This is a genomic window from Pseudarthrobacter sp. efr-133-R2A-89 (assembly GCF_030209315.1).
Classification (GTDB): domain Bacteria; phylum Actinomycetota; class Actinomycetes; order Actinomycetales; family Micrococcaceae; genus Arthrobacter.
On sequence record NZ_JARVSE010000001.1, the window covers coordinates 483,351 to 506,908 of the forward strand.

At 67.9% G+C, this 23,558-nt stretch carries 23 protein-coding genes and 2 tRNA genes; 2 read left to right on the forward strand and 23 right to left on the reverse strand.

Annotated features, from left to right (window positions below; genetic code table 11):
* Window positions 1-87: 87 nt before the first annotated feature.
* Genes QRM95_RS02245 through QRM95_RS02265 form a run of 5 tightly spaced genes read right to left on the reverse strand, consistent with a single transcriptional unit; the run spans window position 88 to window position 5,141 of the window.
* A complete protein-coding gene (locus QRM95_RS02245; RefSeq protein WP_285246252.1) occupies window positions 88-801 on the reverse strand; it encodes a hypothetical protein in 714 nt (237 codons plus the stop codon).
* Window positions 798-2,777 (reverse strand): vWA domain-containing protein, encoded by a 1,980-nt coding sequence (locus tag QRM95_RS02250; RefSeq protein WP_285246253.1) that lies wholly within the window; start codon window positions 2,775-2,777, stop codon window positions 798-800. The genes QRM95_RS02245 and QRM95_RS02250 overlap by 4 nt, the downstream gene beginning before the upstream one ends.
* Window positions 2,768-3,238, reverse strand: a complete 471-nt coding sequence (locus tag QRM95_RS02255) for a hypothetical protein (protein WP_285246254.1) — start codon at window positions 3,236-3,238, stop codon at window positions 2,768-2,770. Before QRM95_RS02255 ends, QRM95_RS02250 begins: the two co-directional genes overlap by 10 nt.
* A complete protein-coding gene (locus QRM95_RS02260; RefSeq protein WP_285246255.1) occupies window positions 3,228-4,127 on the reverse strand; it encodes a DUF58 domain-containing protein in 900 nt (299 codons plus the stop codon). Before QRM95_RS02260 ends, QRM95_RS02255 begins: the two co-directional genes overlap by 11 nt.
* Window positions 4,128-4,133: 6 nt before the next feature.
* Window positions 4,134-5,141: an AAA family ATPase gene (locus QRM95_RS02265; protein ID WP_285246256.1), complete on the reverse strand. Its 1,008-nt coding sequence runs from the start codon at window positions 5,139-5,141 to the stop codon at window positions 4,134-4,136.
* A 110-nt stretch (window positions 5,142-5,251) separates the two neighbouring features.
* Between QRM95_RS02265 and QRM95_RS02270 the strand changes: the two genes are divergently transcribed.
* Window positions 5,252-5,479, forward strand: coding sequence for a hypothetical protein (locus tag QRM95_RS02270; protein ID WP_285246257.1), 228 nt, complete (start codon window positions 5,252-5,254; stop codon window positions 5,477-5,479).
* Here QRM95_RS02270 and QRM95_RS02275 read toward each other — a convergent pair.
* From QRM95_RS02275 to QRM95_RS02300, 6 genes are all read right to left on the reverse strand, one after another.
* Complete coding sequence (locus QRM95_RS02275) at window positions 5,476-6,333, reverse strand: carbohydrate ABC transporter permease (protein ID WP_461840836.1); 858 nt, start codon at window positions 6,331-6,333, stop codon at window positions 5,476-5,478. The genes QRM95_RS02270 and QRM95_RS02275 overlap by 4 nt on opposite strands.
* Window positions 6,330-7,211: a carbohydrate ABC transporter permease gene (locus tag QRM95_RS02280; protein WP_285246258.1), complete on the reverse strand. Its 882-nt coding sequence runs from the start codon at window positions 7,209-7,211 to the stop codon at window positions 6,330-6,332. The genes QRM95_RS02275 and QRM95_RS02280 overlap by 4 nt, the downstream gene beginning before the upstream one ends.
* A gap of 2 nt (window positions 7,212-7,213) precedes the next feature.
* Window positions 7,214-8,563, reverse strand: a complete 1,350-nt coding sequence (locus tag QRM95_RS02285) for an extracellular solute-binding protein (RefSeq protein ID WP_285246259.1) — start codon at window positions 8,561-8,563, stop codon at window positions 7,214-7,216.
* A gap of 7 nt (window positions 8,564-8,570) precedes the next feature.
* The gene (locus tag QRM95_RS02290; RefSeq protein ID WP_285246260.1) at window positions 8,571-9,770 is read right to left on the reverse strand and encodes an ROK family transcriptional regulator; all 1,200 of its coding nucleotides are present in this window, start codon (window positions 9,768-9,770) and stop codon (window positions 8,571-8,573) included.
* 220 nt (window positions 9,771-9,990) lie between these two features.
* Window positions 9,991-11,148 carry a class I SAM-dependent methyltransferase gene (locus tag QRM95_RS02295; protein ID WP_285246261.1) on the reverse strand — a complete coding sequence of 386 codons (1,158 nt, stop codon included), beginning with the start codon at window positions 11,146-11,148 and terminating at the stop codon, window positions 9,991-9,993.
* Between the two features lie 50 nt (window positions 11,149-11,198).
* Window positions 11,199-12,281 (reverse strand): FAD-dependent oxidoreductase, encoded by a 1,083-nt coding sequence (locus QRM95_RS02300; protein WP_285246262.1) that lies wholly within the window; start codon window positions 12,279-12,281, stop codon window positions 11,199-11,201.
* A gap of 46 nt (window positions 12,282-12,327) precedes the next feature.
* On the opposite strand from QRM95_RS02300, the gene QRM95_RS02305 reads away from it, so the two are divergent.
* Window positions 12,328-13,650 (forward strand): class I SAM-dependent methyltransferase, encoded by a 1,323-nt coding sequence (locus QRM95_RS02305; protein ID WP_285246263.1) that lies wholly within the window; start codon window positions 12,328-12,330, stop codon window positions 13,648-13,650.
* Between the two features lie 20 nt (window positions 13,651-13,670).
* On the opposite strand, the gene mctP is transcribed toward QRM95_RS02305, so the two are convergent.
* The 12 genes from mctP to rpmA all read right to left on the reverse strand — a co-directional run bounded on the left by mctP (window position 13,671) and on the right by rpmA (window position 23,539).
* Entirely contained in the window at window positions 13,671-15,347 is a 1,677-nt protein-coding gene (gene mctP, locus QRM95_RS02310; RefSeq protein WP_285246264.1) for a monocarboxylate uptake permease MctP, read from the reverse strand.
* Window positions 15,344-15,721, reverse strand: coding sequence for a DUF3311 domain-containing protein (locus QRM95_RS02315; RefSeq protein WP_285246265.1), 378 nt, complete (start codon window positions 15,719-15,721; stop codon window positions 15,344-15,346). Before QRM95_RS02315 ends, mctP begins: the two co-directional genes overlap by 4 nt.
* A gap of 204 nt (window positions 15,722-15,925) precedes the next feature.
* Window positions 15,926-15,998, reverse strand: a tRNA-Ala gene (locus QRM95_RS02320).
* Between the two features lie 196 nt (window positions 15,999-16,194).
* Window positions 16,195-16,267: transfer RNA gene (locus QRM95_RS02325), tRNA-Ala, on the reverse strand.
* A 117-nt stretch (window positions 16,268-16,384) separates the two neighbouring features.
* Window positions 16,385-16,786, reverse strand: a complete 402-nt coding sequence (gene rsfS / locus QRM95_RS02330) for a ribosome silencing factor (RefSeq protein ID WP_285246266.1) — start codon at window positions 16,784-16,786, stop codon at window positions 16,385-16,387.
* Window positions 16,787-16,826: 40 nt separating this feature from the next.
* Complete coding sequence (locus QRM95_RS02335) at window positions 16,827-18,050, reverse strand: hypothetical protein (protein WP_285246267.1); 1,224 nt, start codon at window positions 18,048-18,050, stop codon at window positions 16,827-16,829.
* Window positions 18,051-18,057: 7 nt separating this feature from the next.
* Complete coding sequence (gene nadD, locus QRM95_RS02340; RefSeq protein WP_285246268.1) at window positions 18,058-18,672, reverse strand: nicotinate-nucleotide adenylyltransferase; 615 nt, start codon at window positions 18,670-18,672, stop codon at window positions 18,058-18,060.
* Window positions 18,673-18,727: 55 nt separating this feature from the next.
* Window positions 18,728-18,967 carry a hypothetical protein gene (locus QRM95_RS02345; RefSeq protein ID WP_285246269.1) on the reverse strand — a complete coding sequence of 80 codons (240 nt, stop codon included), beginning with the start codon at window positions 18,965-18,967 and terminating at the stop codon, window positions 18,728-18,730.
* Window positions 18,968-19,047: 80 nt separating this feature from the next.
* Window positions 19,048-20,400, reverse strand: a complete 1,353-nt coding sequence (locus tag QRM95_RS02350; RefSeq protein ID WP_285246270.1) for a glutamate-5-semialdehyde dehydrogenase — start codon at window positions 20,398-20,400, stop codon at window positions 19,048-19,050.
* Window positions 20,401-20,426: 26 nt separating this feature from the next.
* A complete protein-coding gene (gene proB / locus QRM95_RS02355; RefSeq protein WP_285246271.1) occupies window positions 20,427-21,578 on the reverse strand; it encodes a glutamate 5-kinase in 1,152 nt (383 codons plus the stop codon).
* Entirely contained in the window at window positions 21,568-23,157 is a 1,590-nt protein-coding gene (gene obgE, locus QRM95_RS02360; protein WP_285246272.1) for a GTPase ObgE, read from the reverse strand. The genes proB and obgE overlap by 11 nt, the downstream gene beginning before the upstream one ends.
* Before the next feature lie 118 nt (window positions 23,158-23,275).
* Window positions 23,276-23,539 (reverse strand): 50S ribosomal protein L27, encoded by a 264-nt coding sequence (rpmA, locus tag QRM95_RS02365; RefSeq protein ID WP_009372867.1) that lies wholly within the window; start codon window positions 23,537-23,539, stop codon window positions 23,276-23,278.
* Window positions 23,540-23,558 lie beyond the last annotated feature (19 nt).

The window sequence follows — 23,558 nt, forward strand, 5'->3', positions numbered from 1 at the left end:
GTGCCTTCAAGTCGACAACCGAATAAGACGCAGTTTTACGGTGTGTTTCACAGCTGCTGCAGAATTTGCTTCGCCGATGGACCAGCCCTACCAGGGCCGGTCCGGCGCCGTTCCACTGGTGTCGTCCAGGTACTGCTCCCGTTCGCGGCCGCTGTTCCGTTCCCGTTCGGCCTGCCGCGCGCTGTCCTGTAGTTGGTCCAGCTGGCTTTGCCGCGCCGCTGCCGAGGGGTCGGGCGCAGGCTCCGTCGATGGTGCCGCTGTTTGGCCTCGCGCCTGGGCGGCCGAGTTGAGCTTTCCTTCCAGCCGTTCGGCGGCTTCCCCCAGCCGTCCGCCGGCTCCGGCTGCCGCGTCCGGCGACAAGCAACCCGGTGCCTCCTTCGCCGCGGTCAGTGCGGCCTGGTACAGGGCAGCGGCCGACGCCGGGTCCCCGGCCTCCAGCCGATCGTCACCAAGGCGTTCAATCACCAGGGCCAGGTTGACCCTGATCAGGCATTCATCCCCGGAACCGGCCGGGACGGTGCGGAGCGCCGTTTCGAAGTCGGCACGGGCGGCCCCGTAGTCTCCGCGCAGCACCGCAGCGCCGCCGGCGGCGAACGGCGCTTTGTGCGGCTCCACCACGTTGGCCACGTCGAGGCCGCCGGCGGCGGCGTCCACGCCGGCGGCGTCCCCGGCCGCGTAACGTGCGGCAGCTGTGCCGGCAAGGACGCCGAGGCTGAGGAGCTTTGCCGCCACGCACAGCGCCAGGAGCACAGGCAGCAGCGACCAGAGCAGCAGGCGCCGGCGGCGGGCTGGAGCCCTCACGGTGTGGCCTCCGCCCGTGCGGGCCGTGGGAGTCCGCGGAGCCGGCGAAGGACAGCCGCCGCTTCTGGCAGGGCCAGCAGGAAGGCGCCGGCGGCCAACAGCCAATAAACCTCGGTCAGGGCCGCGACTGAACCGTCGCCGTCCGAGTGTTCCGGCTTTCCCGGGCGGGCCTGACGCATCATCTCCGCCACGGCGCCACCCGCGTCCCGATGCACGTACGGTAAGCCCAATTGCGCCGAGATGGTCCGTAGCCGCCCCTCATCGATGACGGAGCGTGCGTCCCCTGCACCGTTGTCCTGGACATATCCCCTGTGCGGCCCTGTCGCAGCGCCGCCGGCGGAGCCGTCGCCGGCGTCCAGGCCGGTGTTTTCCTTCATCCGGCCGCCCTCCGCCGTGCCATAGCCGAGGACCGCTCCCCCAGCCACCAGTCCGGCGTCGAACGCCATTGCCTCCGGTTCCTTGCCGCTGGTCTGTTCGCCGTCTCCCAGGTAGTACACCAGCCGCGGGCGTCCTGGGTGGCTGTCCCGGGCGGCGGCCAGCCGCTCTGCGAGGACCTGCCTGGCGGCGCTGATGCTGCTGCCCTTGGCGTAAGTGGTGACCTGGGGCTCCAGGATGTCGGTGAGGGTCTCAAGGGCAAGGGTATCGGTGCTCAACGGCATCCGGACGTGTGCGGTGGTGTCGAAGGTGATGACCGAAAAACGCGCGCCCGGCAGTTGTTCCGCAATCGCTTTGATGTCCTTGCGGACGCCTTCCAGCCGCGGGCTTCCACCGCCGTAGTCCTCGGCGACCATGCTGGTGGTGGTGTCCACCACGAAGAAGACGTTGAGATCCGTCGAGGCGGCCTGCACGGTTCCGCCGGGCAGGCCGGGACGCAGGGCGGCTGCCCCGACAAGCAGGACGACGGCGGTACGCCTGAACCACGCACGGCGCCCCTGCCCGCGACGAGGCGGCGTGCCATGCCGGCCGCGCCTCAGCGGTGGCTGCACCTGCCATAGCGCAGCGCAGAGCAGCAGTGCGGACAGCACTGCTGTGGCCAGCAGTACTCCCGGGACCTCCGTCATCACGGCCCGCGGCGCTCCCTGGATCGCAGCGGTCTCAGTCTTTTCGACGCCGGCCACGATCCCGGCCACGGCATCAGGGCTGTCAAGGGAATAGTACGAGCCGCCTGTGGACTCCGCCGCGGCCCGCAGCCGGGCTCCCGGCTGGTCCGCCCCGGCGCCGTAGTCAACGTCCCCCGGATTCAGGGCGTAGACGTGCACCGACCTGTCCTTGGCCAGTTGCGCCGCCTGCTCCAGGGTCATGATGGCTTTGCCGGAAAGGAAGTTGTCCGTGGCCAGCACTACCGACCGGGACCGCTGTGCCTTGGCGTCACCCGGGCCGGTGGCGCCCTGGAAGCTGTTCAGGCAGGACGCCAGGCCGTCGCCGATCAGCGAGGAACCATGGCCGTTCCAGGTGCCGTCCAGGAATCCGGAGCTGCCGGGTTTGCCGTCGAAAGCGTCCTTGGCGGACTGGAGCTGCTCCTGGGCGTAAGCGTAATCGTCCGTCAGCGGGAACACCTGGATGGCGCTGCTGTCGAAGATGGTCAGGCCGATCCGCTCGCCGTTGAACTTCCTGGCCAGGCCGGCGAAGACGTCCACCACGGCGGCGTCGGCGTCGCTCATGGAGCCGGACGCGTCCAGGCACAGCATAATGTCCCGGTTGTGCTGCTCCGGCCTGGTGGTTGCCACGTCCACGGGGCGGGCAGCGGCCACCGCCGTCGAGGCCAGCAGCAGGGCACAGGCGGCCCCCGCCACGAGCAGCCATCTCCGGTGCCGCCGGAGGGCAGCCTGGTATTCCGGCAGCGCGGTGAGCCGGTCCGCGTGGGCCACCGGGCGGCGTCGAACGTCTTCCCGTCCGTTGCGCCGCAGCCCGGCCCATACGACCCACGCCACGGCAGCGGCAGCAGGCAGCAGCACCCACCACAACATCAGCTCCATGCGCGCACCGCCGCCGAAGCCCGTGCTGCGGAGGCGCCCACGGAGGGCAGCGGACCGGGCCCGAATTCGGCCGGGTAGAGGGCTTCGACGGCGTCCGCGGCCGCCGGAAGCGGGTGCTGCGCCAGGTCCTGCTGCGTCATTCGGGTGGCGTCCACCCCGGTGGCGTCCCGGACGAAGCCGCGCAGGAGCATGCTGATCTGCTGGTGCGCGGCCCGTGCGTCGAGGGTGCCCGCCGCGGCATCCCGTTCGGCGTCCTGGATACGCTGCAGGTAGGCGGCCTTGAGCGCCGGGAGGTCTGTCAGGGCGGGACGCGCCGGTGCGGGACCGGATGCGGGGGCGGCACGGGAGCTTAACCACACGTAGACGTACCAGCCGGCCACCAGGGCCAGGATTGCCGCTCCACACCACGTCCATGCGGGGTTGTACGGCAGCGGTCCGTAGAATCCGGGGTCAGCCTGCACGCCGGTGCCTTTCGAGCAGGGCAAACAGGCCGGTCATGACGTCGCCGCTGGCGGCCACGGCCCCCTCGACGATCCCGGCAGCGCGCAGCATGGCCTTGCGCTCCGCGTCACGCTGGGCGACCGCGGTGGCATAGGCGGCGGCCACCGCGGCCGACGCCGCAGGCTGGGAGGCCAGGAGCGCGGAATCGGCCACGCTGAAGGAATCGCCTGGGGAAGATTCCATCGTTTCCGGGCTGGACGGTGCCAGGTCCGCGTCCCGGACCGTCAGCCAGAGAATCTCGTGCTGCGCGCGGAGCCTGCGGAGGAGTTGGCCCGTGCTGGCGTCAGCGGGCAGTTCATCCGCGACGACAAACAGCAGGTGGCGGCCCTTGACGTTTCGGGCCACATGCTCCAACTGGTCCTGGAGCCGGCTCGGGGGGCCGTCCAGCCTGGTGTGGGTGTCGACGTGCCTCAGCAGTCGCTCAAGGTGCTCCTCACCGCCCTTTGCGGGCAGGGACCGGGTGGCGGAAGAGTCGCCGCAGACCAGGCCCACCACATCACCGTGGCGGTGCGCCAGGTAGCCCAGGACTCCCAGCGCGCGGATGGCAATGTCCTTTTTTGTTTCCCCGGACCAGGCCTCTGCGGCCATGTTGCGCCCGGTATCGGTAACGAGGAGGACCGTTTGCCTCCGGACTGCCACATAGCGCCGGATCAGGGGTGAGCCGTGGCGCGCCGACGCCTTCCAGTCGATGTCGCGGACCTCGTCCCCGGGAACGTAGGCACGCAGGTCATCGAAGTCGAGGCTGCGGCCACGGAAGACGGAACCGTATTCGCCGTCGAGCATTCCCCGGGCTTTCCGGTGCGCGAAGATGGCCATCTTCGACTTCACGCGCTGGAGCAGGCTTGGCATGCGGGGTCAGGGGGTCTGGACGGCTGCGACGATGGCGTCGATCACCGATTCGACAGGCACTTGCTCGGCCACGGCATCGAAGTTCAGGATCAGCCGGTGCCGCAGGACCCGGTGGGCCAGCGACCTGACGTCCTCGGGGATGACGTGGTCGCGGCCGTTCAACAGGGCAACCGCACGGGAGGCCTGGCTGAAGGCGATGCTGGCGCGGGGGCTGGCGCCGAATTCGATGAATCCGGCAAGCCGGGCATCGATGTACTGCGAAGCATGCCGGGTCACGTACACCAGCCCCACGATGTAGTTGATCAGCGCAGGATCAATGTAGATCCGCTTGGCGAGGGCCTGGATGTCGGTGACGGCGTCGAGGGAGGCGGCGGCAGCAGGCTTCTGGTCCGCGGTGAAGATGCCGGCATCGATCCTGCGGATAATCTCCGCTTCCTCCGCCGGCGAAGGGTAGTCCAGCACATCCTTGAGCATGAAGCGGTCCATTTGGGCTTCAGGGAGCTGGTAGGTGCCTTCCTGCTCGATCGGGTTCTGGGTTGCCAGGACCAGGAACGGTGAGGGCAGCCGGTAGTCCTGTCCGCCGATGGACGTCTGGCGTTCCTGCATGGCCTCCAGCATGGCGCTCTGGGTCTTGGCGCTGGAGCGGTTGATTTCGTCCAGCAGCACGATGTTGGCGTGCACCGGCCCCAGCTGGGTGACGAAAGTTCCTTTGGCGGCATCGTAGATCTGGGTTCCCACAATGTCGCTGGGCAGCAGGTCCGGGGTGCACTGGATCCGGCGGAAGTCCGCACTGACAGCCTCGGCCACCGTTTGCGCCGCAGTGGTCTTCGCCAGTCCCGGGACGCTTTCGAGGAGGATGTGGCCGCCGGTCAGCAGGCCCACCAGGAGCGATTCGCGCAGCCGGGACTGCCCCACCACCTTGGCGTCGAAACTGCGGGAAATGTTCGCGACCACCTGCTGCGCCCTGGCCAGCTCCGCCGGTTCGATTCTTGCGGGCACGCTGGTCGAAAGCACTGGTATTCCCCCTGGTGACGGTGATGGAGTCGCGGGCCGGGCCGGCCGTGTCCCGCCCGCCATCCTATCCAAGACCGCGGGGCCCGGAACGGCAATGGGCACCCCTCCCCATGCGGGCCGGGCAGGTCTATCCTTTTGCCATGATCGAGCTTCCAGACACTTACAAGGAGTACCTCGCCGGCAAGAACCAGTTGTTCGTGGACACGGTCAGGCCCGTCCTGATGCAGTCCGCGGCGGACAAACTGCACGGCGTCCGCGTGGTGGACACCCACCACGGCCACCAAGCCCACCTGGACGATACCCTCCCCTTCGGCGTCGTGCTCGAGGACATCGACTAGCCCCTGACAGCTCCCGACAGCGCCAACGAGTTGCCGGCGCCGCGCGCCACGATGCCGTAGAGGGCCAGCACCGGCAGGGAGTAGAGGATGGAGAACGCGGCCAGCTGGCCATACGCCACGGCCCCGTACTGGCCGAAAAAGCTGAAGATCGATACCGCCGCCGGCTGGTTGCTTTCAGAGAGCAGGAGCACGAACGGTACGAAGAAGTTCCCCCAGGCCTGGATGAACACGAAGATAAACACCACGCCCAGGCCCGGGCCCATGAGCGGCAGCACGATTGAACGCAAGGCAGCCAGCCGGGATGCCCCGTCCACCCAAGCGGCCTCCTCCACGGCCAAAGGCACAGCATCCATGAAATTCCTGGTCATCCAGATGGCCATGGGCAGGCTGGTCGCGGACAGGAACAGCACTGTGGCGGGCAAGGAATCCAACAGCTGAAGCTGAACGAACAATCCGTACACCGGAACCATGATGGCCGTCACCGGCAGGCAGGTGCCGAACAGGATCCCGTACATGAACGGCTGGTTGAAGCGCGACCGGTAGCGCGAGAGCGGGTAGGCCGCCAGGACCGCCGCCGCGAGGGTCACGGCACCGGTCCCTGCAGAAAGCACCAGGCTGTTCCACAGCGGCCGGAACAGCAGCTCCGGGGTGAGGACTGCGGAAAAATTGTCCAGGGCCGGCCGCAGCGGAACTTTGGTGCCATGCCCGGCGGCCGGGTCCAGCGAACCGAGGACCAGCCACAGCAGCGGCAGCACGAAGCACGCGCCGATCACCAGCAGGACGGCATCCGCCACAGCGCTCCCCCGCGGACGGCGGCGGGCCCGTGGCCGGACGGCAGTCCGTGCGGCCGTCACGGCTTCTGCTCCCGCAAGAGGCGAAGATAGGCGGCCCCGAACACTGCCCCGATCAGGATCAGCACCGAAGCCACCGCCGTGCCGTAGCCGATGTCGCCGAATTTGAAGGCCTCCTGGTAGGCCATGACGGGCAACGTGGAGCTGCCGTTGGCCGGACCGCCCGCGGTCATGACCCAGATCAGGGTGAACACGGCCAGGGTCTGCAGCGTGACCAGCATCAGGTTGGTGGCGATGCTGCCCCGGATCACCGGCAGGGTAATGAACACCAGCCGCTGCCAGGCGCCGGCCCCGTCCATGTGTGCCGCTTCGGTGAGCTCGGCCGGTACGCCGCCCAGCGCCGCGCGGTACACCAGCATGGAAAAGGCGGTGCCCCGCCACACGTTCGCCATAATCACGGCCAGCATGGGCAGGGCGTAGAGCCAGTCGATTTCCGCCAGTCCCAGCCCGCCGAGTAACTGGTTAAGCGTGCCGTCGCGGCTGAAGAAAGCGTAGGCGGCGAAAGCGGCCACGATTTCGGGCAAGACCCAGGCGGCAACGACGGCGGTACCCACCGCCGCGGAGACCGCGGGCCGGGCCCGGCGCAGAAGGACCGCCAGCGCCAGTCCCAGGACGTTCTGGCCCAGAACGGCGGACCCGCCCACGAACACCACCGTCAGGGCCAGCGAGAGCGGAAACACCGGGTCCTGCAGCAGCCGCTGGTAGTTCCCCAGACCCACCCATTCCGGGTTCCTGGCATGCCTGCCGGTCAGTCCGGCATTGGTCAGCGAGGCCTGGAAGGCCCACAGCACCGGGCCCGCCAGGAAGACCACAAGCAGCAGGACGGCCGGCAGGACCGGCAGGTAGCGGGCGAACTGCCGCCGTTGGTGGTGGCGTGCCACCGCTACTTCCGGACGGTCTTGTCGCCGCCCACGATGCCTGCCACGGCCGTGTCGTAGTCGGCAGCCGCCTGCTCCGGGGTCCTCTTGCCCGTGATGACGGCTTCGGTGGCTTCCTGGACGGCAGCGGAGATCCGGGGGTAGTCCGAGGTGGCGGGGCGGTACCGGGTCACCGACACCAGGCTGGACACGTCTTTGACGAAGGGGTTGGCGGACTGGTAGCCCGGATCGGCTGCGACGTCCGTGCGGACGGCGATTTGTGAACTGGCGACCGTGAACTTCAGGGAGTTCTTTGCGTTCAGCGCCGTGGTCAGGAATGTGAAGGCGAGGTCAGGCTGCTTGGTTTCCGCGCCCACGGCCAAGGTCCAGCCGCCGGACATGCTCACGGCGCCCGGTGCCCCGCCCTTCTGTGTGGGGAATGGGGCCACGCCCATGTCCTGCGCGTACGCCGGCCATTCGTAGCTTCCACCTATTTGCCAGAACGACGGCGTATAGGAGCCTTCCACTGTGGCGCCCAACTGTGCCTTCGGGAACCAGTCTCCAAACACCTTCTTCCAGACGTTCGGGTCCAGCGCATCAGCGGGCGGCACCGCGAGGTTCTCCTGGTAGAGCGCCTGGAGGAAGGTGAGGGAATCCTTGAAGCCAGCTGAGCCGACGACCCATTTTTTCGCGTCCTGGTCGTACAGGCCGGCGCCGGTGCCGTACAGCAGTTCGTAGAACCCCTGCATCACTGTTCCCTCGCCGGTGCCTTTGCCGGCATACATGTTGAACGGGATCACGGCGGGGTTCGAGGCCTTGATCTTCCTGGCGGTGTCCAGGATGTCCTGCCAGGTGGCAGGGCGCCAGGGCAGCGCGATGCCCGCGGCTTCGAAAACCCTCTTGTTGTACCAGATGGCCCGCGTGTCGGTGCCCAACGGCACCGCGTAGGTGCCGCCGTCGTCGGCTTTCCCGGCTTCTTTCGCGCCGGCGTCGAACTTGTCCCAGTCTTCCCATGCCGTCAGCCGGCTGTCCAGGTTCAAAAGGTACCCGGCATCCACGTCCGAGCGGACCTTGAACGTGTCTTCGTAGAAGACGTCGGGGGCGGTGGCCGGCGACCTGAGCGCGAGGGCCAGTTTGGTGCCGTAGTCGTCGTCGTTGGCCTGGATGGGTTGGAGTTCAACGGTGACGCCCTGGTGCGCGGCTTCGAACTCCTTCTTGGCGTCCTGGAACATGGTGTCCAGTGCGGTGAAGGAATCCGTCTTTTGGTAGGCCACCTTAATCGTCTTGCCGCCTGCAGGATCGGCGGAAGTACAGCCGGCAAGGGCCAGTGCTGCGGCGGCCAGGAGGGACACCGTGGCGGATACCCGGCGAAGCATGGTCCGGTCAGCTTTCCAGCAGCAGCCGCTGGGCGCGGGGCGCGAGGGTATGTTCCAGGACCAGCGATGCTGCGCCGATGGCGCCCACGTCCTCCCCTACGCCGGTGCCCACAACCTCGATGGGGTGGATCAGGCGGGCGGCGCTGTTGGTGTCCAGGAGGGACGGGATCAGCTCCAGGTAGCGTTGCGACAGGCAGGTCCAGAACGGGCCGCCGAAGACAACCCGTTCAACATCCAGGGTGTTGGTGACCACTGAAACTGCCCGTGCCACCAGGACGGCTGACTTGTCCAGGATGGCGGAGGCCCGTTCGTCCCCGCTGTAGGCGCGTGCGCAGAGGTCGGCGAAGCTCTGCTTGATTTCGGCGGCACTGCTGGCGGGGGGCCCTTCCAGGATGCCGGCCGCCTCCGCCTCCGCCACCAGCACCTGCGGAATGCAGGAGGATTTGACGCAGCCCCGCTGGCCGCAGTCGCAGGGAGGACCGTCCGGATCCACCACGATGTGGCCGATCTCGCCGGCATTGCCGGAGGTTCCGCGAATAACCTCGTCGTTGAGGACGATGCCACAGCCGATGCCGGTTCCCATGTACATGAAGACGAAGCTCCCCGCGCCGCTGGGGCCGCCCGCCCAGGTTTCCGCCACGGCCGCGCTGGTGACGTCCTTGTCCACCAGTACCGAGTAGCCGGTGGCCCTGGCCAGCGCCTCACGCAGTTCCACCCGGTCCCAGCCCGGCAGCAGCGGCGGGTCCACCACGGTGCCGTTGTCCAGGTCGATGGGGCCGGGAGCGGCCACGCCCACGCCTGCAATGCGGCTGCGGTCCACGCCGGAATCGGTGACGAGCTGCGCCAGTTCCGCGGCGATGGTGGTGATGACGGCGGAGGGATCGTTCCCGCCCGGAGTCTTGATGCGTGAATGCCGGACCACCGCGCCCACCAGGTCCAAGACGACGAACGTGGTCACGGCGGGGTCCAGGTGGACACCCAGGGCGTACATGCCGGCGGGGTTGAGCCGCAGGATGGTGCGCGGCTTGCCCGGTCCGCTGCCCTCTTTGCCGGCTTCCACGATCAGGTTTTGGTCCAGCAGGCGCCGGGAAATATTGGAGATGGTCTGCGGGGACAGGCCCACGATCTGCGCGAGTTCCACGCGGCTCAACCCGCCGGTGGTCCTGCGGATCGCGTCGAGGATGACGGTGAGGTTGAAATCCCCCATCCTGGGCAAGTTGGTTCCGCGCCTCGGAGAAGATTGGCGGATCTCAGACACGGTGTCCCCTAAACGTCTTCGGCTACCTGCATACGGTGATGCTTTGAATCGTACGTTACGGGCGGGCGCGCGCCCACATGGCCGCGCGGCGGCGCGGCGCGGGAACGGTCCACGTCAGCGGCGGTTTGGCGGTGGGTGCCGGTCCACGGGTGGCGGCCACTGGCCCGGATCAGCGGGAGCGGCGGACGCTTCGCGTGACGGTGAATTTGGGATTCATGCCTTCCACCACGGTGGGCCCGACGTGCCTTTCCAGCGCCGGCAGGTAGGCAAGGTGCCGGTTGAAGACCGTCCACAACTCACCGCCGGGGGCCAGGACCCGTCCTGCCGCCTCGATCATCTTGATCCCGGCGCCGGCATGGACGCCGGCACCAACGTGGAAGGGCGGGTTCAGCAGGACGGCATCGGCAGCGCCGTCGGGGAAGGTACTGAGCGCGTCGTCCTGCAGGACGGTGATCCGGTCCGCCAGGCCGTTTTCCCGTGCGGTGGCGAGGGCCGACTGCACGGCGGCCGCAGACTGATCGGTGGCCGTGACGGCGGCGCCAGGGAACTGGCGCGCGTACATGGCGGCGAGGATGCCGGTGCCGCAGCCGAGGTCGACGGCGTGCCGTGCCGGTTTCATGGCGGGCAGGAACGTCAGTAGGAATCGGGTGCCGATGTCCAGTTTGGCGCCGGCGAAGACAGCGCCGTGGGCGGCAACGTCCAGGTCCAGCTCAGCGACGTGCTCCACCACCGGGAAGCGTGGCGGTGCGGCCGGTTTTGCTCCGGCGGCCAGGACCAGCCGCGACTTTTGCCGGGCGAGCTGCGGCTGGACGGATGCGAAAAAGCGTTCCAGGACCGCGTTCATGCCCAGGGACATGTGTTTGACCCGGCCACCGGCCAGCAGCAGCACCCCGGGGGCCGCGTGGCGGGCGACGGCAGCCGCAATCTCCTCCAGCTCCGCCAGGGTCTTGGGCAGTTGCAGCAGGACTGTGTCCGCGCCTGCCAGGAGCTCAGGCCCGAGGGGCAGCTGGGCGAATTCCGTGCTTTCACCGGCGAATCCCGGCAACTGTGCGTCGCATTGCGCGGCGTTCAACCGCAGCGCCCGCTCCCCCGTCACCAGGTCCTGGTGCACGCGCAGGGAGGCCGGGGCGAGGACGGCGGATGCGCCCAGGGTCAAGGCGCCGTAACGGTCGCCGATTACGGCAATGGTGCTGCCGGACCGGCCAAGCTGCACAGCGGTGTCCAGGAGCAGCCGGTCCGTGGCGTCCCAGGCGTGGAGGTTGGGCGCTTCAACATCGGGCCGCCGGCGCAGGACATCGAAAATCTCCGCCAGGGTATGTGCTGCCACCGGTGTCCTGCCGCCTTCTGTCGTCCGTGCCGTCCCCGGGTTCCCCGGGGTCACCCCCACGTTACCGTTTCCGCCGCCGGAGCCATCCGGGGCAGTGCCGCGATGGCTGCCACTGCTGCGCGGCCGGCCCGGTTGGCGCCGATGGTGGACGACGACGGCCCGTAGCCCACCAGGTGGACGCGCGGCTCGGCTGCCACCTGGGTTCCATCCATTGCGATCCCGCCGCCCGGTCCGCGGAGATGGAGCGGGGCGAGGTGTTCCAGTTCGGCCCTGAAGCCGGTGGCCCAGAGGATGATGTCCGCTTTCAGGAAGCTGCCATCGGCGCGGCGGACTCCGTCCGGTTCGATGGCCGTGAACATGGGCTGCCGGTCAAGGACGCCGCGCTCCCGGGCTGCGCGGAGCGCCGGAGTCCAGATGAGCCCGGTCGCCGATACGACGCTTTGCGGCGGGAGGCCCCGGCGGACACGGTCCTCCACCAGGGCCACGGCGTCGTGCCCGGCCCGGGCATCGAACGGGGCATCCCGCCAAACCGGTTCCCGGCGGGTGAACCAGCTGGTGGACGTGACGCGGGAAATCTCGTCCAGCAGGCCGACGGCGGAGATGCCGCCGCTCACCACAATCACGTGCTTGCCCGTGAATTCAGCGGCGGAGACGTAGTCGGCCACGTGGAGCTGCCGGCCGCGGAACGAGGACCGGCCCGGGTAGATGGGCCAGAACGGGCGGGTCCAGGTGCCGGTGGCATTGATGAGCGCCCTGGCGCTCCAGCCGCCGTCGGACGTCTCCACCCTCAGCCGGCCGGCCGGGTCCCCGTCTTCCCGCCGGACAGCACGCACTTTGACGGGCCGGTGCACTGCAAGGCCCAGGGCGGCCTCGTAGCCGCCAAAGTAGCGGGTCAGGAATTCGGAGCTGGGCTCGGCGGGATCGACTTCCGGTTTGGGGATCCCCGGCAGGTCGCTGATTCCGTTGACCGTTGCCATGCGCAGGCTCTTCCACCGATGCCGCCAGGCACCGCCCGGACCTTCTTCTGCGTCGAGCACCACGAAATCGAATCCCCGGCGCTGCAGGTGGTAGGCGGCGGACAGGCCGGCCTGGCCCGCCCCGATGACCACAACATCGGTTGGCTCAGGAATCACTCCCCAATGATAGTCGCGGAGGGCGGCGCAGCCTTAGGGTGGGCCCATGGACACTGCAGGAGCCGCCAAGGCCACGGGACATGCTGACCGGCTGGCAACAGCGTTGGGGGTGGTGCTGGGGACGGATCGGATCCCTCTGCGCCTGAGGGCGTGGGATGGCTCCGAGGCCGGGCCAGCGGACGCCCCGGTCCTGGAGTTCAGGTCACGCCGGGCCCTCCGGCGGATGCTTTGGTCACCGGGGCAACTGGGGCTGAGCCGGGCGTATGTCGCGGGTGAGATCGACGCCCCGGGAGACGTGTTCGCCGCCTTCGGGGCACTGAGCTCGGCAGGCAAGTTTGCCGAGCCCGGCCCCTTCCGTCCGCCCACTGCCCGCGAACTGTTGCTGTTGGCACGGACGGCGGTCAGGCTGGGCGCGGTAGGTCCCAACCCGGTGCCGCCGCCGGAGGAGGCCCGCATTGCACGGAAGGGCAGGATGCATTCCAGGGGCCGGGATTCTGCCGCCATCTCCCATCACTACGACGTCGGCAACGACTTCTATGCCCTGGTGCTGGGACCCTCCATGGTGTATTCCTGCGCCGTATGGCCGGCGGGCGGCGCGCCGGATTCGCAGGCGCCGGACGTGGGCCTGGACGCCGCGCAGGAGGCCAAAGTGGACCTTGTCTGCCGCAAACTGGGCCTCCAGCCCGGGATGCGGGTCCTCGACGTGGGCTGCGGCTGGGGCAGCTTCGCCCTCCACGCGGCCGCCGGGTACGGAGTCACCGTGGTGGGGGTGACGCTGTCGACGGAACAGGCCGCCCTGGCCCGCAAGCGGGCTGCGGATGCCGGCCTCACCGGCACCGTGGAGATCCGGGTTCAGGACTACCGGGATGTGCACGACGGACCGTTCGACGCCATCAGTTCCATTGGCATGTCCGAGCATGTGGGCCGGGCCCAGACCCCTGCCTACGCAGCTGCGCTCTTCGGGCTGCTCAGGCCCGGCGGCCGCCTGCTGAACCACGCCATTTCCTGGAACGCCGGTCCCACCAGCCCCGATCCCGACTCGTTCATTCCCCGGTACGTGTTCCCCGACGGGGAAATGATCAGCCTGGGCGAGATGGTGGCCGCCCTGGAAACAGCCCGGTTCGAAGTCCTCGACGTCGAGGCCCTCCGCCGCCACTACGCCCTGACCCTCCGGGCCTGGGTCCGGCGGCTGGAAGAGAACTGGGACGAAGCGGTGGCCCTCGCCGGGGCCGGGCGCGCCAGGGTATGGCGGCTGTACATGGCGGCCAGCGCCCTGGGCTTCGAAAACGGGCTGACCGGCGTCAACCAGGTCCTGGCCCGCCGGCCGGGCGGGGCGGAGCCGCCACTGCGCCGCGCCGATTGGTTGTGACACCCGGCCCGGATGGGCGGTTAAGCGACCGGTGACGGGCCGCCCGGCTGGGTGTAATGCTGGGTCTGCTCGATCTGCACCACTTTCGGGTCCGTCTCGTCGGCGTCATAGTCCGTGGGCCGCGTCAGGTCCTCTCCCGTCCGGACCTTCAGCGCCCGCAACACCACAGTCAGGACGACGGCGACCACCAGGTTGAGCGCGAAGGCGGATACCGCAATGTACACGCTGAAGTCCGTCCCCGGGAAGGCGGCCACCGAGCCGCCGAAGTGCGCCTTGGTCACAGGGTTGACCACGTTGTAGGCGGATACTGTTCCGAACACGATGCCCACTGCCCAGCCGGCCAGGAGGGCCCACCGGTCAAACCAGCGCGTGTACAGGCCGGCCACTACCGCCGGGAACGTCTGCAGGATCCAGATGCCGCCCAGCAGCTGCATGTTGATGGCGGCGGACTGGTCCATGGCGATGACGAAGACCAGTGCGCCCACCTTCACCACCAGGGAGACGATCTTGGATACTTTCGCCTCGGTCCTGGCGTCCACGTCGGGCCGGATGAAGTCGCGGTAGATGTTGCGGGTGAACATGTTCGCGGCGGCGATCGACATGATCGCTGCCGGCACCAGGGCACCGATGGCGATTGCGGCCAGTGCAATGCCCGCGAACCAGGCCGGGAAGTGGTCAAGGAACAACTGAGGGACCACCAGCTGCGGGTTGACCGATCCATCAAGGTCGATGGGCTTGGTCCCGGCTTGGATGGCAACGAATCCCAGCAGGGCCAGGAAGCCGAGCATCAGCGAGTACAGCGGGAGGATCGCTGCGTTGCGGCGGATGGTGTTCCGCGCCTTCGACGCCAGCACGGCGGTCACGGAGTGCGGGTACATGAACAGTGCCATGGCTGATCCGAGGGCGAGGGACCAGTAGGCGGAGTAGTTGGCGGCGCCCGGGATGAAGACGCCGGCCGGCTTGCCCGTGGCCTGGCTGACGGTGCCCAGTTTGGCCTGGGCGGAGTTGAAGATCGTGTCCCAGCCGCCGAACTTGATGGGCAGGTAGATCACGGCCACGATGACGGCGAGGTAGATCAGCAGGTCCTTGACCACGGCGATCATGGCCGGTGCACGCAGCCCCGAGGTGTACGTGTAGGCGGCCAGGACCACGAAAGCCAGGATCAATGGCAGGTCGGTCAACAGCACGTTGCCGGAGCTGCCCAGGCCCAGGACCGTGAGCACCGCCTTGATCCCGACCAGCTGCAGCGCGATATACGGCATGGTGGCGACGATTCCGGTGACTGCCACCGCCAGCGAAAGCCAGCGACTCCCGTACCGGCCGCCCACGAAGTCGGCCGAGGTGACGTAGCCGTGGCGGTGGGAGACCGACCACAACCGGCTCATGATGATGAAGATGATCGGGTAGAGGACGATTGTGTACGGGACGGCGAAGAAACCGCTGACCGCCCCCGTGGCCCACATCGCCGCCGGGACCGCGACAAACGTGTAGGCGGTGTAAAGGTCCCCGCCCAGCAGGAACCAGGTGATCCAGGTTCCGAACCCGCGGCCGCCCAGGCCCCACTCGTCGAGGCTGTGCAGGCCCTCCACCGCGGATCCGCGGCGCCACTTGGCAGCGAGGAACCCCATGACGGCCACCACGACGAACAACAGCACCACGATGACCAAGGCAGTCCAGTTGATTTCGCGCCCGTTCACGGCCGGTCCCCTCCCCGGCCGGTCCGGGCGGAGGCGCCACCCGCCCTCGGCGGGCCGCCGGCCCGTGCCTTAGCCCGCCGTCGTCGGTCTTCCCTGGTGACCAGCCAATAGGCTGTGCCGGTCAGCACGGCAGAAATTGGTACCCAGGCCAGCTGGTACCAGTAGAAAAACGGCATGCCGCCCAGCCGGGGTGCGTCAAAGGAGTACAGCTGTGGTATCAGCGGGAGGAGTATGGCTGCCGCCAGCAGGAGGCCGGCCCCAATATACGGAGCCGGCCTGGACGGTCCCCGGATGGCTGTATCACGCGACAGCGCCGTTCCGCGGGGAACCCCTTCGCCGTTCGCACCGTAACCGGAATCATTCGCCTGGGACATCTGCGACCTCCTCGTCAGCGACGTCCCGGGGCTGGACTCTGGTGAATGAAGGCCCGCGGCGGGACGCTGTGCCCTCCATGATCAGTTGTACCCCCGTTTGACCTGCGCGGGAAGGGTTTTGCACCAGGGCCGGCCCGCTTCCGGGCAGCAACGAGAAAGGGAACCATCACCAGGTGATGGTTCCCTTTTCCCTACTTTGCACGGTGGAGCTGAGGGGACTCGAACCCCTGACCCCCTGCATGCCATGCAGGTGCGCTACCAGCTGCGCCACAGCCCCGTACAACGCGTTCCTTCCGGTCGTTTTCCCCGGAGCAACCTGACCAGAGTAATGCACTTTTGCGCTGGACGCCAATCGGGCGTTTCCCGCCACGCCGGAGGCTGTGGACCGCCGCCGAAGCTGCACCACTGGCGGCCGTGAACAACCCAAAACAAAAAATCCGCCGGAACCGTGATGGTTCCGGCGGATGTACCGGTGGAGCTGAGGGGACTCGAACCCCTGACCCCCTGCATGCCATGCAGGTGCGCTACCAGCTGCGCCACAGCCCCGGAATGTTGCCGCTCCGAGAAGCTTTGTTCGGGGTCTCCCCCGAAGCAACTCAAATATCTTAGAACAGCAATTCCGAAAATTCCAAATCGGGAATATTCACGGATCTGGCGTCTCGCCTACTCGCCGCCGGCCGCCGCGCCGGCCTGGGCGGTGACGTCGTCGCCGAGCTGCAGGTCCACCACCGGGCAGTCCTTCCAGAGCCGCTCGAGGGCGTAGAACACGCGGTCTTCCTCGTGCTGGACGTGGATGACGATGTCCGAGTAATCCAGGAGCACCCACCGGCCACCGGAGCGGCCTTCACGGCGCACCGGGCGGAGGTCCTGCTTGGCAAGTTCTTCCTCGATGCCATCCACGATCGCGTTGACCTGGCGTTCGCTGGGTGCAGAGGCGATGAGGAAGACGTCGGCCAGGGCCAGCCGTTCGCTCACGTCAAGGGCCACGATGTCGTGGGCTATCTTGTCAGCGGCAGCCTTGGCGGCCGTACGGGCCATAGCGATGGACGTTTGTGTTGCAGTCACGGGACTCCTTGTTTGGGTTAAGTGTTTTGCCGCTGCGGAATCAGCGGGACATGCCGGTGACGATCAGGATGATGCCGGCAACGAGTGCCAGGATCCCGAACGCGAGGATGCAGAACTGGAGGACCCGGTTGCGCCGTGCCCTGGTGAGCCCCGCCGTCGCGGCATCCAGCGGATCGAGGCCGTAGGCGGACCGTGCGGGTACCCGGGGCAGGTCCTCGAAGAGGTCTTCGGACTGGCCCTCCGGCCGCGCAGCCGGTTTGGGCCGGCTGGCCGCCTTCGCGGCCGCTTCGGCCCTGGCAATCACCTGGGACCGGCCGGTGCCGGACTCGGCAGCCGCTGCTTTGGTACGGGCCGCGGGCCGGCGCTTGCCCGCACCCTGGACCTTCGTACCGGGCCGGGTGGTGACCGGAACATGCGAGGTTGCCGGCGGTTTCATCACGGGGCGCTCAACGCCCGGGACCTGGACGAACTCAAGCGGCGTGACCATGGCAAGGTTGCTGGCGGTGGACGGGCCGGATGTGTCCTGGGTGCCGCCGGCCATTGGTGGGGTTGCGGGACCCGCGGCCTGGGCCTGGCCCCCGGCCTGTTCGGCGAGTTTCTGCCGGGCCATCGCCCGCCGGTTCATGACCGCCGCCCTCTCGGCCAGCGCGATCTGTTCGGCGAGGATCCCCGGATCCACCGCTTCGGGGTCCTGGGAGGCGATGTGCTCCATTTTGGCGATCTGGTTCCGCGCCTGCGCTGCGATGAGCGCACGCGCTTCCAGGGCCTGCTCCACGGTCATGCCGTCCGGCGCGGGATTGCCGGCTCCCGTCTTGGCCGCGGGGTTGACGGTCTCCTTTGCCGCAGCGTTCTTTCCACCGCCGGGCCGGGTTTCGGGCGCAGGCGTTCCGCCGCCCGGAGGGGAGGTTGGGCCGGTCGCTGGTTGAACCACCGGATTCGCGGCCGTCAGGGCCTGCTCTTTGAGCTGCTGCAACCGCAACTGGCGCCGGGTGGGCGGACCGCCGGCGGACAACTGCCCTTCCTTCTCTTCGAGCTCCTTGATGGTGCGCAGGGCGGCACGGTCGCGGGCACGGATCTGGGATGAGCGCTGCGGGGCTGACTGGCCTGGAACAGCTTGTGGGCGCGCGGCAGGTTCGGGCGCATCCTCGGCCGGCCGATTCGCGGCAGGCGGGCGTTGCTCCGTGGTGGCCGGGGTGCCCTGTTGGGCGTCCCTGGCCTTCCGTAGTTCCCGGCGGCTGCGGATGGGAGGCTGTTCCTGACTCATTGAGAACTCATTCAGTACTGGCTGGTTCGCGTGCTTCGGAAAGTGGTTCATCCGCGCCTGCCGGCGGATCGGCATAGAGATCGTACTTGGCGATGTACTGCACCACCCCGTCCGGGACCAAATACCAGACCGGATGGTTCGCTGCCACGCGGGCACGGCAATCCGTGGACGAAATGGCCATGGCTGGCACTTCCAGGAGGCTGACGTCCTCGCGGCCCATCCCGTCCAGGACGTGTCCCGGGCGGGTGACTCCCACGAAGTGCGCCAGCGACCAGAGCTCGTCAATGTCCTTCCAGGACAGGATCTGCGCCAAGGCGTCAGCACCCGTGATGAAGAACAAGTCGGCATCCGGCCGCTGGGCCCGGAGGTCGCGCAGGGTGTCAATGGTGTAGGTGGGACCCGGCCGGTCCACGTCAACCCTGCTGACGGTGAAGCGCGGATTGGAGGCCGTAGCGATCACGGTCATCAGGTAACGGTGCTCAGGCTCGCTGACCTGTTTATGGGACTTTTGCCATGGCTGCCCGGTGGGCACGAAGACCACCTCATCGAGGTCGAATTCGGCCGCGACCTCGCTGGCCGCCACCAGGTGCCCATGGTGGATGGGATCGAATGTCCCGCCCATGACACCAAGCCGCAGCCTTCCTCGGGCACCATTGCGGTGCAGGTTGTGCGAAATGTTAGTGGCCCTGCCCGCGATCGTGCTTGTTGGGGTGCTGGCGGTGCGGATCCGCGTGCTCCTCGGTGGCCGTGTGCCGGTTGCCCAGGTTGTTGTAGGACCATGCAATGAACATGAGGACCACCAGGATGGCGAACATTGACACGCCGAAGACCCACGGCTCCGCCAGCAGCGGCGCCGGCTCCTCATGGGCTGCGTCGCCTGCCGCGGCGATGGACGTGACGATCTGCTGGAGCAGCATTTTCTCCCCTATGTTCAAGGATTTTCAGGCAGCGGAACCTTCCGCTGCTTTCTAAGGTTCTGGTCTATGTTACCGCGTTGCTAACCGCGGACCTGGCCTTCGCCCTGGACAATCCACTTCGTGGTGGTCAGCTCGGTCAGTCCCATCGGGCCGCGGGCGTGCAGCTTCTGGGTGGAGATCCCCACCTCGGCGCCCAGACCCAGTTCGCCGCCGTCGGTAAAGCGTGTGGAGGCGTTGACGATGACCGCTGCGGAGTCCACCTCCGCAATGAACCGTTCAGCGTTTGCGAGGCTGTTGGTGAGAATCGCTTCGGTATGGCCCGTGGACCACGTGCGGATGTGCTGGACGGCGTCGTCGAGGCTGTCCACCATGGCCACCGCAAGGTCCAGGTCCATGTATTCCGTGGCCCAGTCTTCGTCCGTGGCCGGCTCCGCGTCGATCCCGGCGGGCAAGGCTGCACCGATCCGCTGGTCCACATGCAATCGGACCCCCGCGTTTCGAAGGGCCGTTGCGACGGCGGGCAGCACGGTCGCGCCGGAGTGGACCAGCAGGGTTTCGACGGTGTTGCAGACGCTGGGCCGCTGTGTCTTGGCGTTGAGCAGGATTTCCACCGCCATGGTCTCGTCCGCAGATTCGTCCAGGAAGATGTGGACGTTTCCCTCTCCCGTCTCGATGACCGGCACTGCGGAATTGGTCACCACTGTCTGGATAAGGTCGCGGCCGCCGCGGGGAATCAGTACATCCACCTTGCCGCGGGCCTTCATCAGAACGTTGGCGCCGGCGCGGCCGAACTGGTCCACGGTCTGGACGGCGTCGGCCGGCAGGCCCACGGATTCGAGGGCTTCGCGCAGGACCCGTACCAGGACCTGGTTGGTGGCTTCGGCTGCACTGCCGCCGCGCAGGATGACGGCGTTGCCGCTCTTGAGCGCCAGCCCGGCGATGTCCACGGTGACGTTGGGGCGTGCCTCGTAGATGGCTGCCACGACGCCCATGGGCACGTTGACCTGGCGGAGGCGCAGACCGTTGGGAAGGGTCTGGCCGCGGACCACGTTGCCCACGGGGTCCGGGAGGTTGGCCAGGTTCTCAAGGGCCGCCACCAGGCCGTCAACACGGCTTTCGGTGAGGGTGAGCCGGTCCAGGAGCGCTTTGGAGGTGCCGTTGTCCCGGCCGCGCCGGACGTCCATGGCATTGGCCGCCAGGATTGCCCGCACGTTCTCCTGCAGGGCCGCTCCCACGGCGCGGAGGCCGCGGTCCTTCCATGCCCGGTTGGCGGTGGCCATGCTGCGGGCGGCGTGACGGGAGCGGTCCGCGATGGCGTGGACTGCCGCTTCGACGTCTGCCGCGGCGGCCGGCCCCCCTGCCGCCGGGCCCGGCTGCGCGAGGTCAGCAGTGGTTCCGGTATCAACGGCAGAGTGGATCAGGGCTTCAGTCATAGTCCAAGTTTAGGCGAGCCGGCTGCTTAGACCAGCACCAGGTCATCTACATGAACAACTTCGCGGTCATAGCCGCTGCCGAGTTCCTCGCCCAACTCCCTGGTGGAGCGCCCGAGCATGTGCGGCAGCTCCTGGGATGAGTAGTTCACCAGTCCCCGGGCAACTACGGTGCCGTCGGCACCGGCAAGTTCAACGGCGTCGCCCGCTTCAAAGTCGCCGTGCACGGCCGAGATGCCGGCCGGCAGCAAGGACGTGTGGTGGTGGCGCACTGCCCGCACCGCGCCGTCGTCAAGGACCAGGCGGCCCTGCACGGACGCGACATGGGCCAGCCAGAGGAGGCGGACGGGCTTGCGCGAGCCGTTCACGGAAAACCAGGTGCCGACGTCCTCGCCGTTCAGGGCGGCGGCAGCGTTGGGCGTGGATGTCACCAGCGCGTGGATTCCGGAGCCTGCCGCCATGCTGGCCGCTTCCACCTTGGTCATCATTCCGCCGGTGCCCACTCCGGCCTTGCCTGTTTTCCCAATGGAAACGCCCTCAAGGTCCTGCGCTCCGGTAACCAGCGGGATGCGCTTGGCACCGTGGGCGGGCGGACCGTCGTAGAGGGCGTCGACGTCGGACAGCAGCACGAGCGCGTCGGCGCGCACCAGGTGTGCCACCAGGGCGGCGAGCCGGTCGTTGTCGCCGAAGCGGATCTCGTGGGTGGCCACGGTGTCGTTTTCATTCACGACGGGGACCACCCCGAGGTTGAGCAGCCGGTCCATGGCGCGGAGGGCGTTGGTGTGCTGGCTGCGCCGCATCAGGTCCTCGGCCGTGAGCAGGACCTGGCTGACAGTAACGCCATGGGCACCAAACGCCTGGGTGTACCGGGCCATCAGGAGGCCCTGGCCCACGCTGGCCGCCGCCTGCTGGGTGGCCAGGTCCCGGGGACGTTTTTCCAGCCCCAGCGGGGCCAACCCCGCGGCGATGGCGCCGGAGGAAACCAGGATGATTTCGGCACCCGCGTTGCGCTTGGCGGCGAGGGCGTCGGCCAGGGCGGTGAGGGACTCCTCGGAAATGCCGCCCTTGATGCTGGTCAGTGAGGAAGACCCCACCTTGACCACGATGCGGCGGGCATCCGCCAGCAGGCTTCTGTCCACGGAGCCCGCAACGGGCGCCGTGTCCACGACCCTAGAGGTCATCGTCCGCTTCCATTCCACTGTCCTGGACGGGGCGGGCAGCACGGCGTCCGCTGACGGACTCGGTCCAAATACCGGCCTTGCGCTCGGCCTCGAGTTCGGCGCGGGCGGCAGCCTTGGCGTCGCGGCGTTCCTGCTGCTCCTCACGCTTCTGGCTGCGGGTGGGGCGGTCGCCGATATCGGCGAACCGGACGTCTGTGCCACGGGGTGAAGCCAGGAGTTCCGCGCCAGCCATCATGGTGGGCTCCCAGTCGAAGACGACGCCGTCGTCCTCGCCAATGACCACGGTATCCCCCGGCTTGGCGCCCTGCTTGAACAGCTCGGTTTCCACGCCCAGCTTGGCCAGCCGGTCGGCAAGGTAGCCGATGGCTTCCTCGTTGGTGAAGTCGGTCTGCTTGACCCAGCGCTCGGGCTTCTCGCCGAGGACACGGAACAGCGGCTCCAGGTTCTTTTCCTCGCGGCGGATCTTGAACCCGGTTTCATTGACGGCGCGCGGCCGGAGCACGACGGGCTGGACCTTGGGAGGTTCGGCCGCGACGGCGTCGCGGGCGGCCTGGACGATTTCGGCCATGGCGAAGCCGAGCTGGCGCAGGCCCTCGTGGCTGGTGGCGGAAACCTCAAAGACGCGGTACCCGCGCGATTCCAGTTCCGGGCGCACGAATTCCGCCATGTCCTTGCCGTCCGGCAGGTCCACCTTGTTCAGTGCGACGAGGCGGGGGCGGTGGTTAAGGGGGACCACCTGGCCGTCGGAGCCTGCGTAGCTCATATCCACCGCGTACTTTTCGAGTTCGCCTTCGATGATGGCGAGGTCCGAGAGCGGATCGCGGTCGGATTCGAGCGTGCCGCAGTCGAGCACATGCACCAGGGCGGCGCAGCGCTCAACGTGGCGCAGGAAGTTGTGCCCGAGGCCTTTGCCTTCGCTGGCGCCTTCAATCAGGCCGGGGACATCGGCAATCGTGAAGCGGACATCGCCCGCCTGGACCACACCCAGGTTCGGGATCAGGGTGGTGAAGGGATAATCGGCGATCTTGGGCCGGGCGGCGGACATCGCGGCGATCAGGCTGGACTTGCCCGCGGACGGGAAACCCACCAGGGCGATGTCTGCAATGGACTTCAGTTCCAGGACCACATCGCGGGAGTCGCCTTCGATTCCCAGCAGGGCAAACCCGGGAGCGCGGCGTTTCTGGGAGGACAGGGCGGCGTTGCCGAGTCCGCCAATACCGCCGGCGGCGGCCACGTATTCGGTGCCTTCACCCACGAGGTCGGCCAGGACGGTGCCGTCTTTGGACTTGACCACGGTACCGTCCGGAACGGGAAGCACCAGGGTTTCGCCGTTCTTGCCGCCGCGCCAGTCGCCCATACCGGGCCCGCCGTTGCTGGCGTGCCGGTGCGGCGCGTGGTGGTAGTCGAGGAGGGTGGTGGTCTGGTGGTCCACCCGAAGGATCACGTCGCCGCCGTTGCCGCCGTTGCCGCCGTCGGGCCCGCCAAGGGGCTTGAACTTCTCCCGGTGGACGGAAACGCATCCATGGCCGCCGGTTCCGCCGGATACGTGCAGTACTACCCGGTCTACAAAGCTGGCCACGTGGATCTCCTCAGAATGCTGTTTACGCGGCGCCCGGGGACGCCACAACGATTGTAATGCGGTTAAAAGAACAGTGGAGCGGGCCCTCAGGCCCGCTCCACCGCTTCAAGACTTGTTGTTACTCTGCGGCTGCAGCAGCAACGATGTTGACCACGCGACGTCCGCGGCGGGTGCCGAATTCAACGGCGCCCGGGGTCAGTGCGAACAGGGTGTCGTCACCGCCACGGCCGACGCCGGCGCCCGGGTGGAAGTGGGTGCCACGCTGGCGGACGATGATCTCGCCTGCGGAAACAACCTGGCCGCCGAAGCGCTTGACGCCGAGGTACTGTGCGTTGGAATCGCGACCGTTGCGAGTGGAGCTCGCGCCCTTTTTATGTGCCATCTGAAATGCCTGCCTCTAA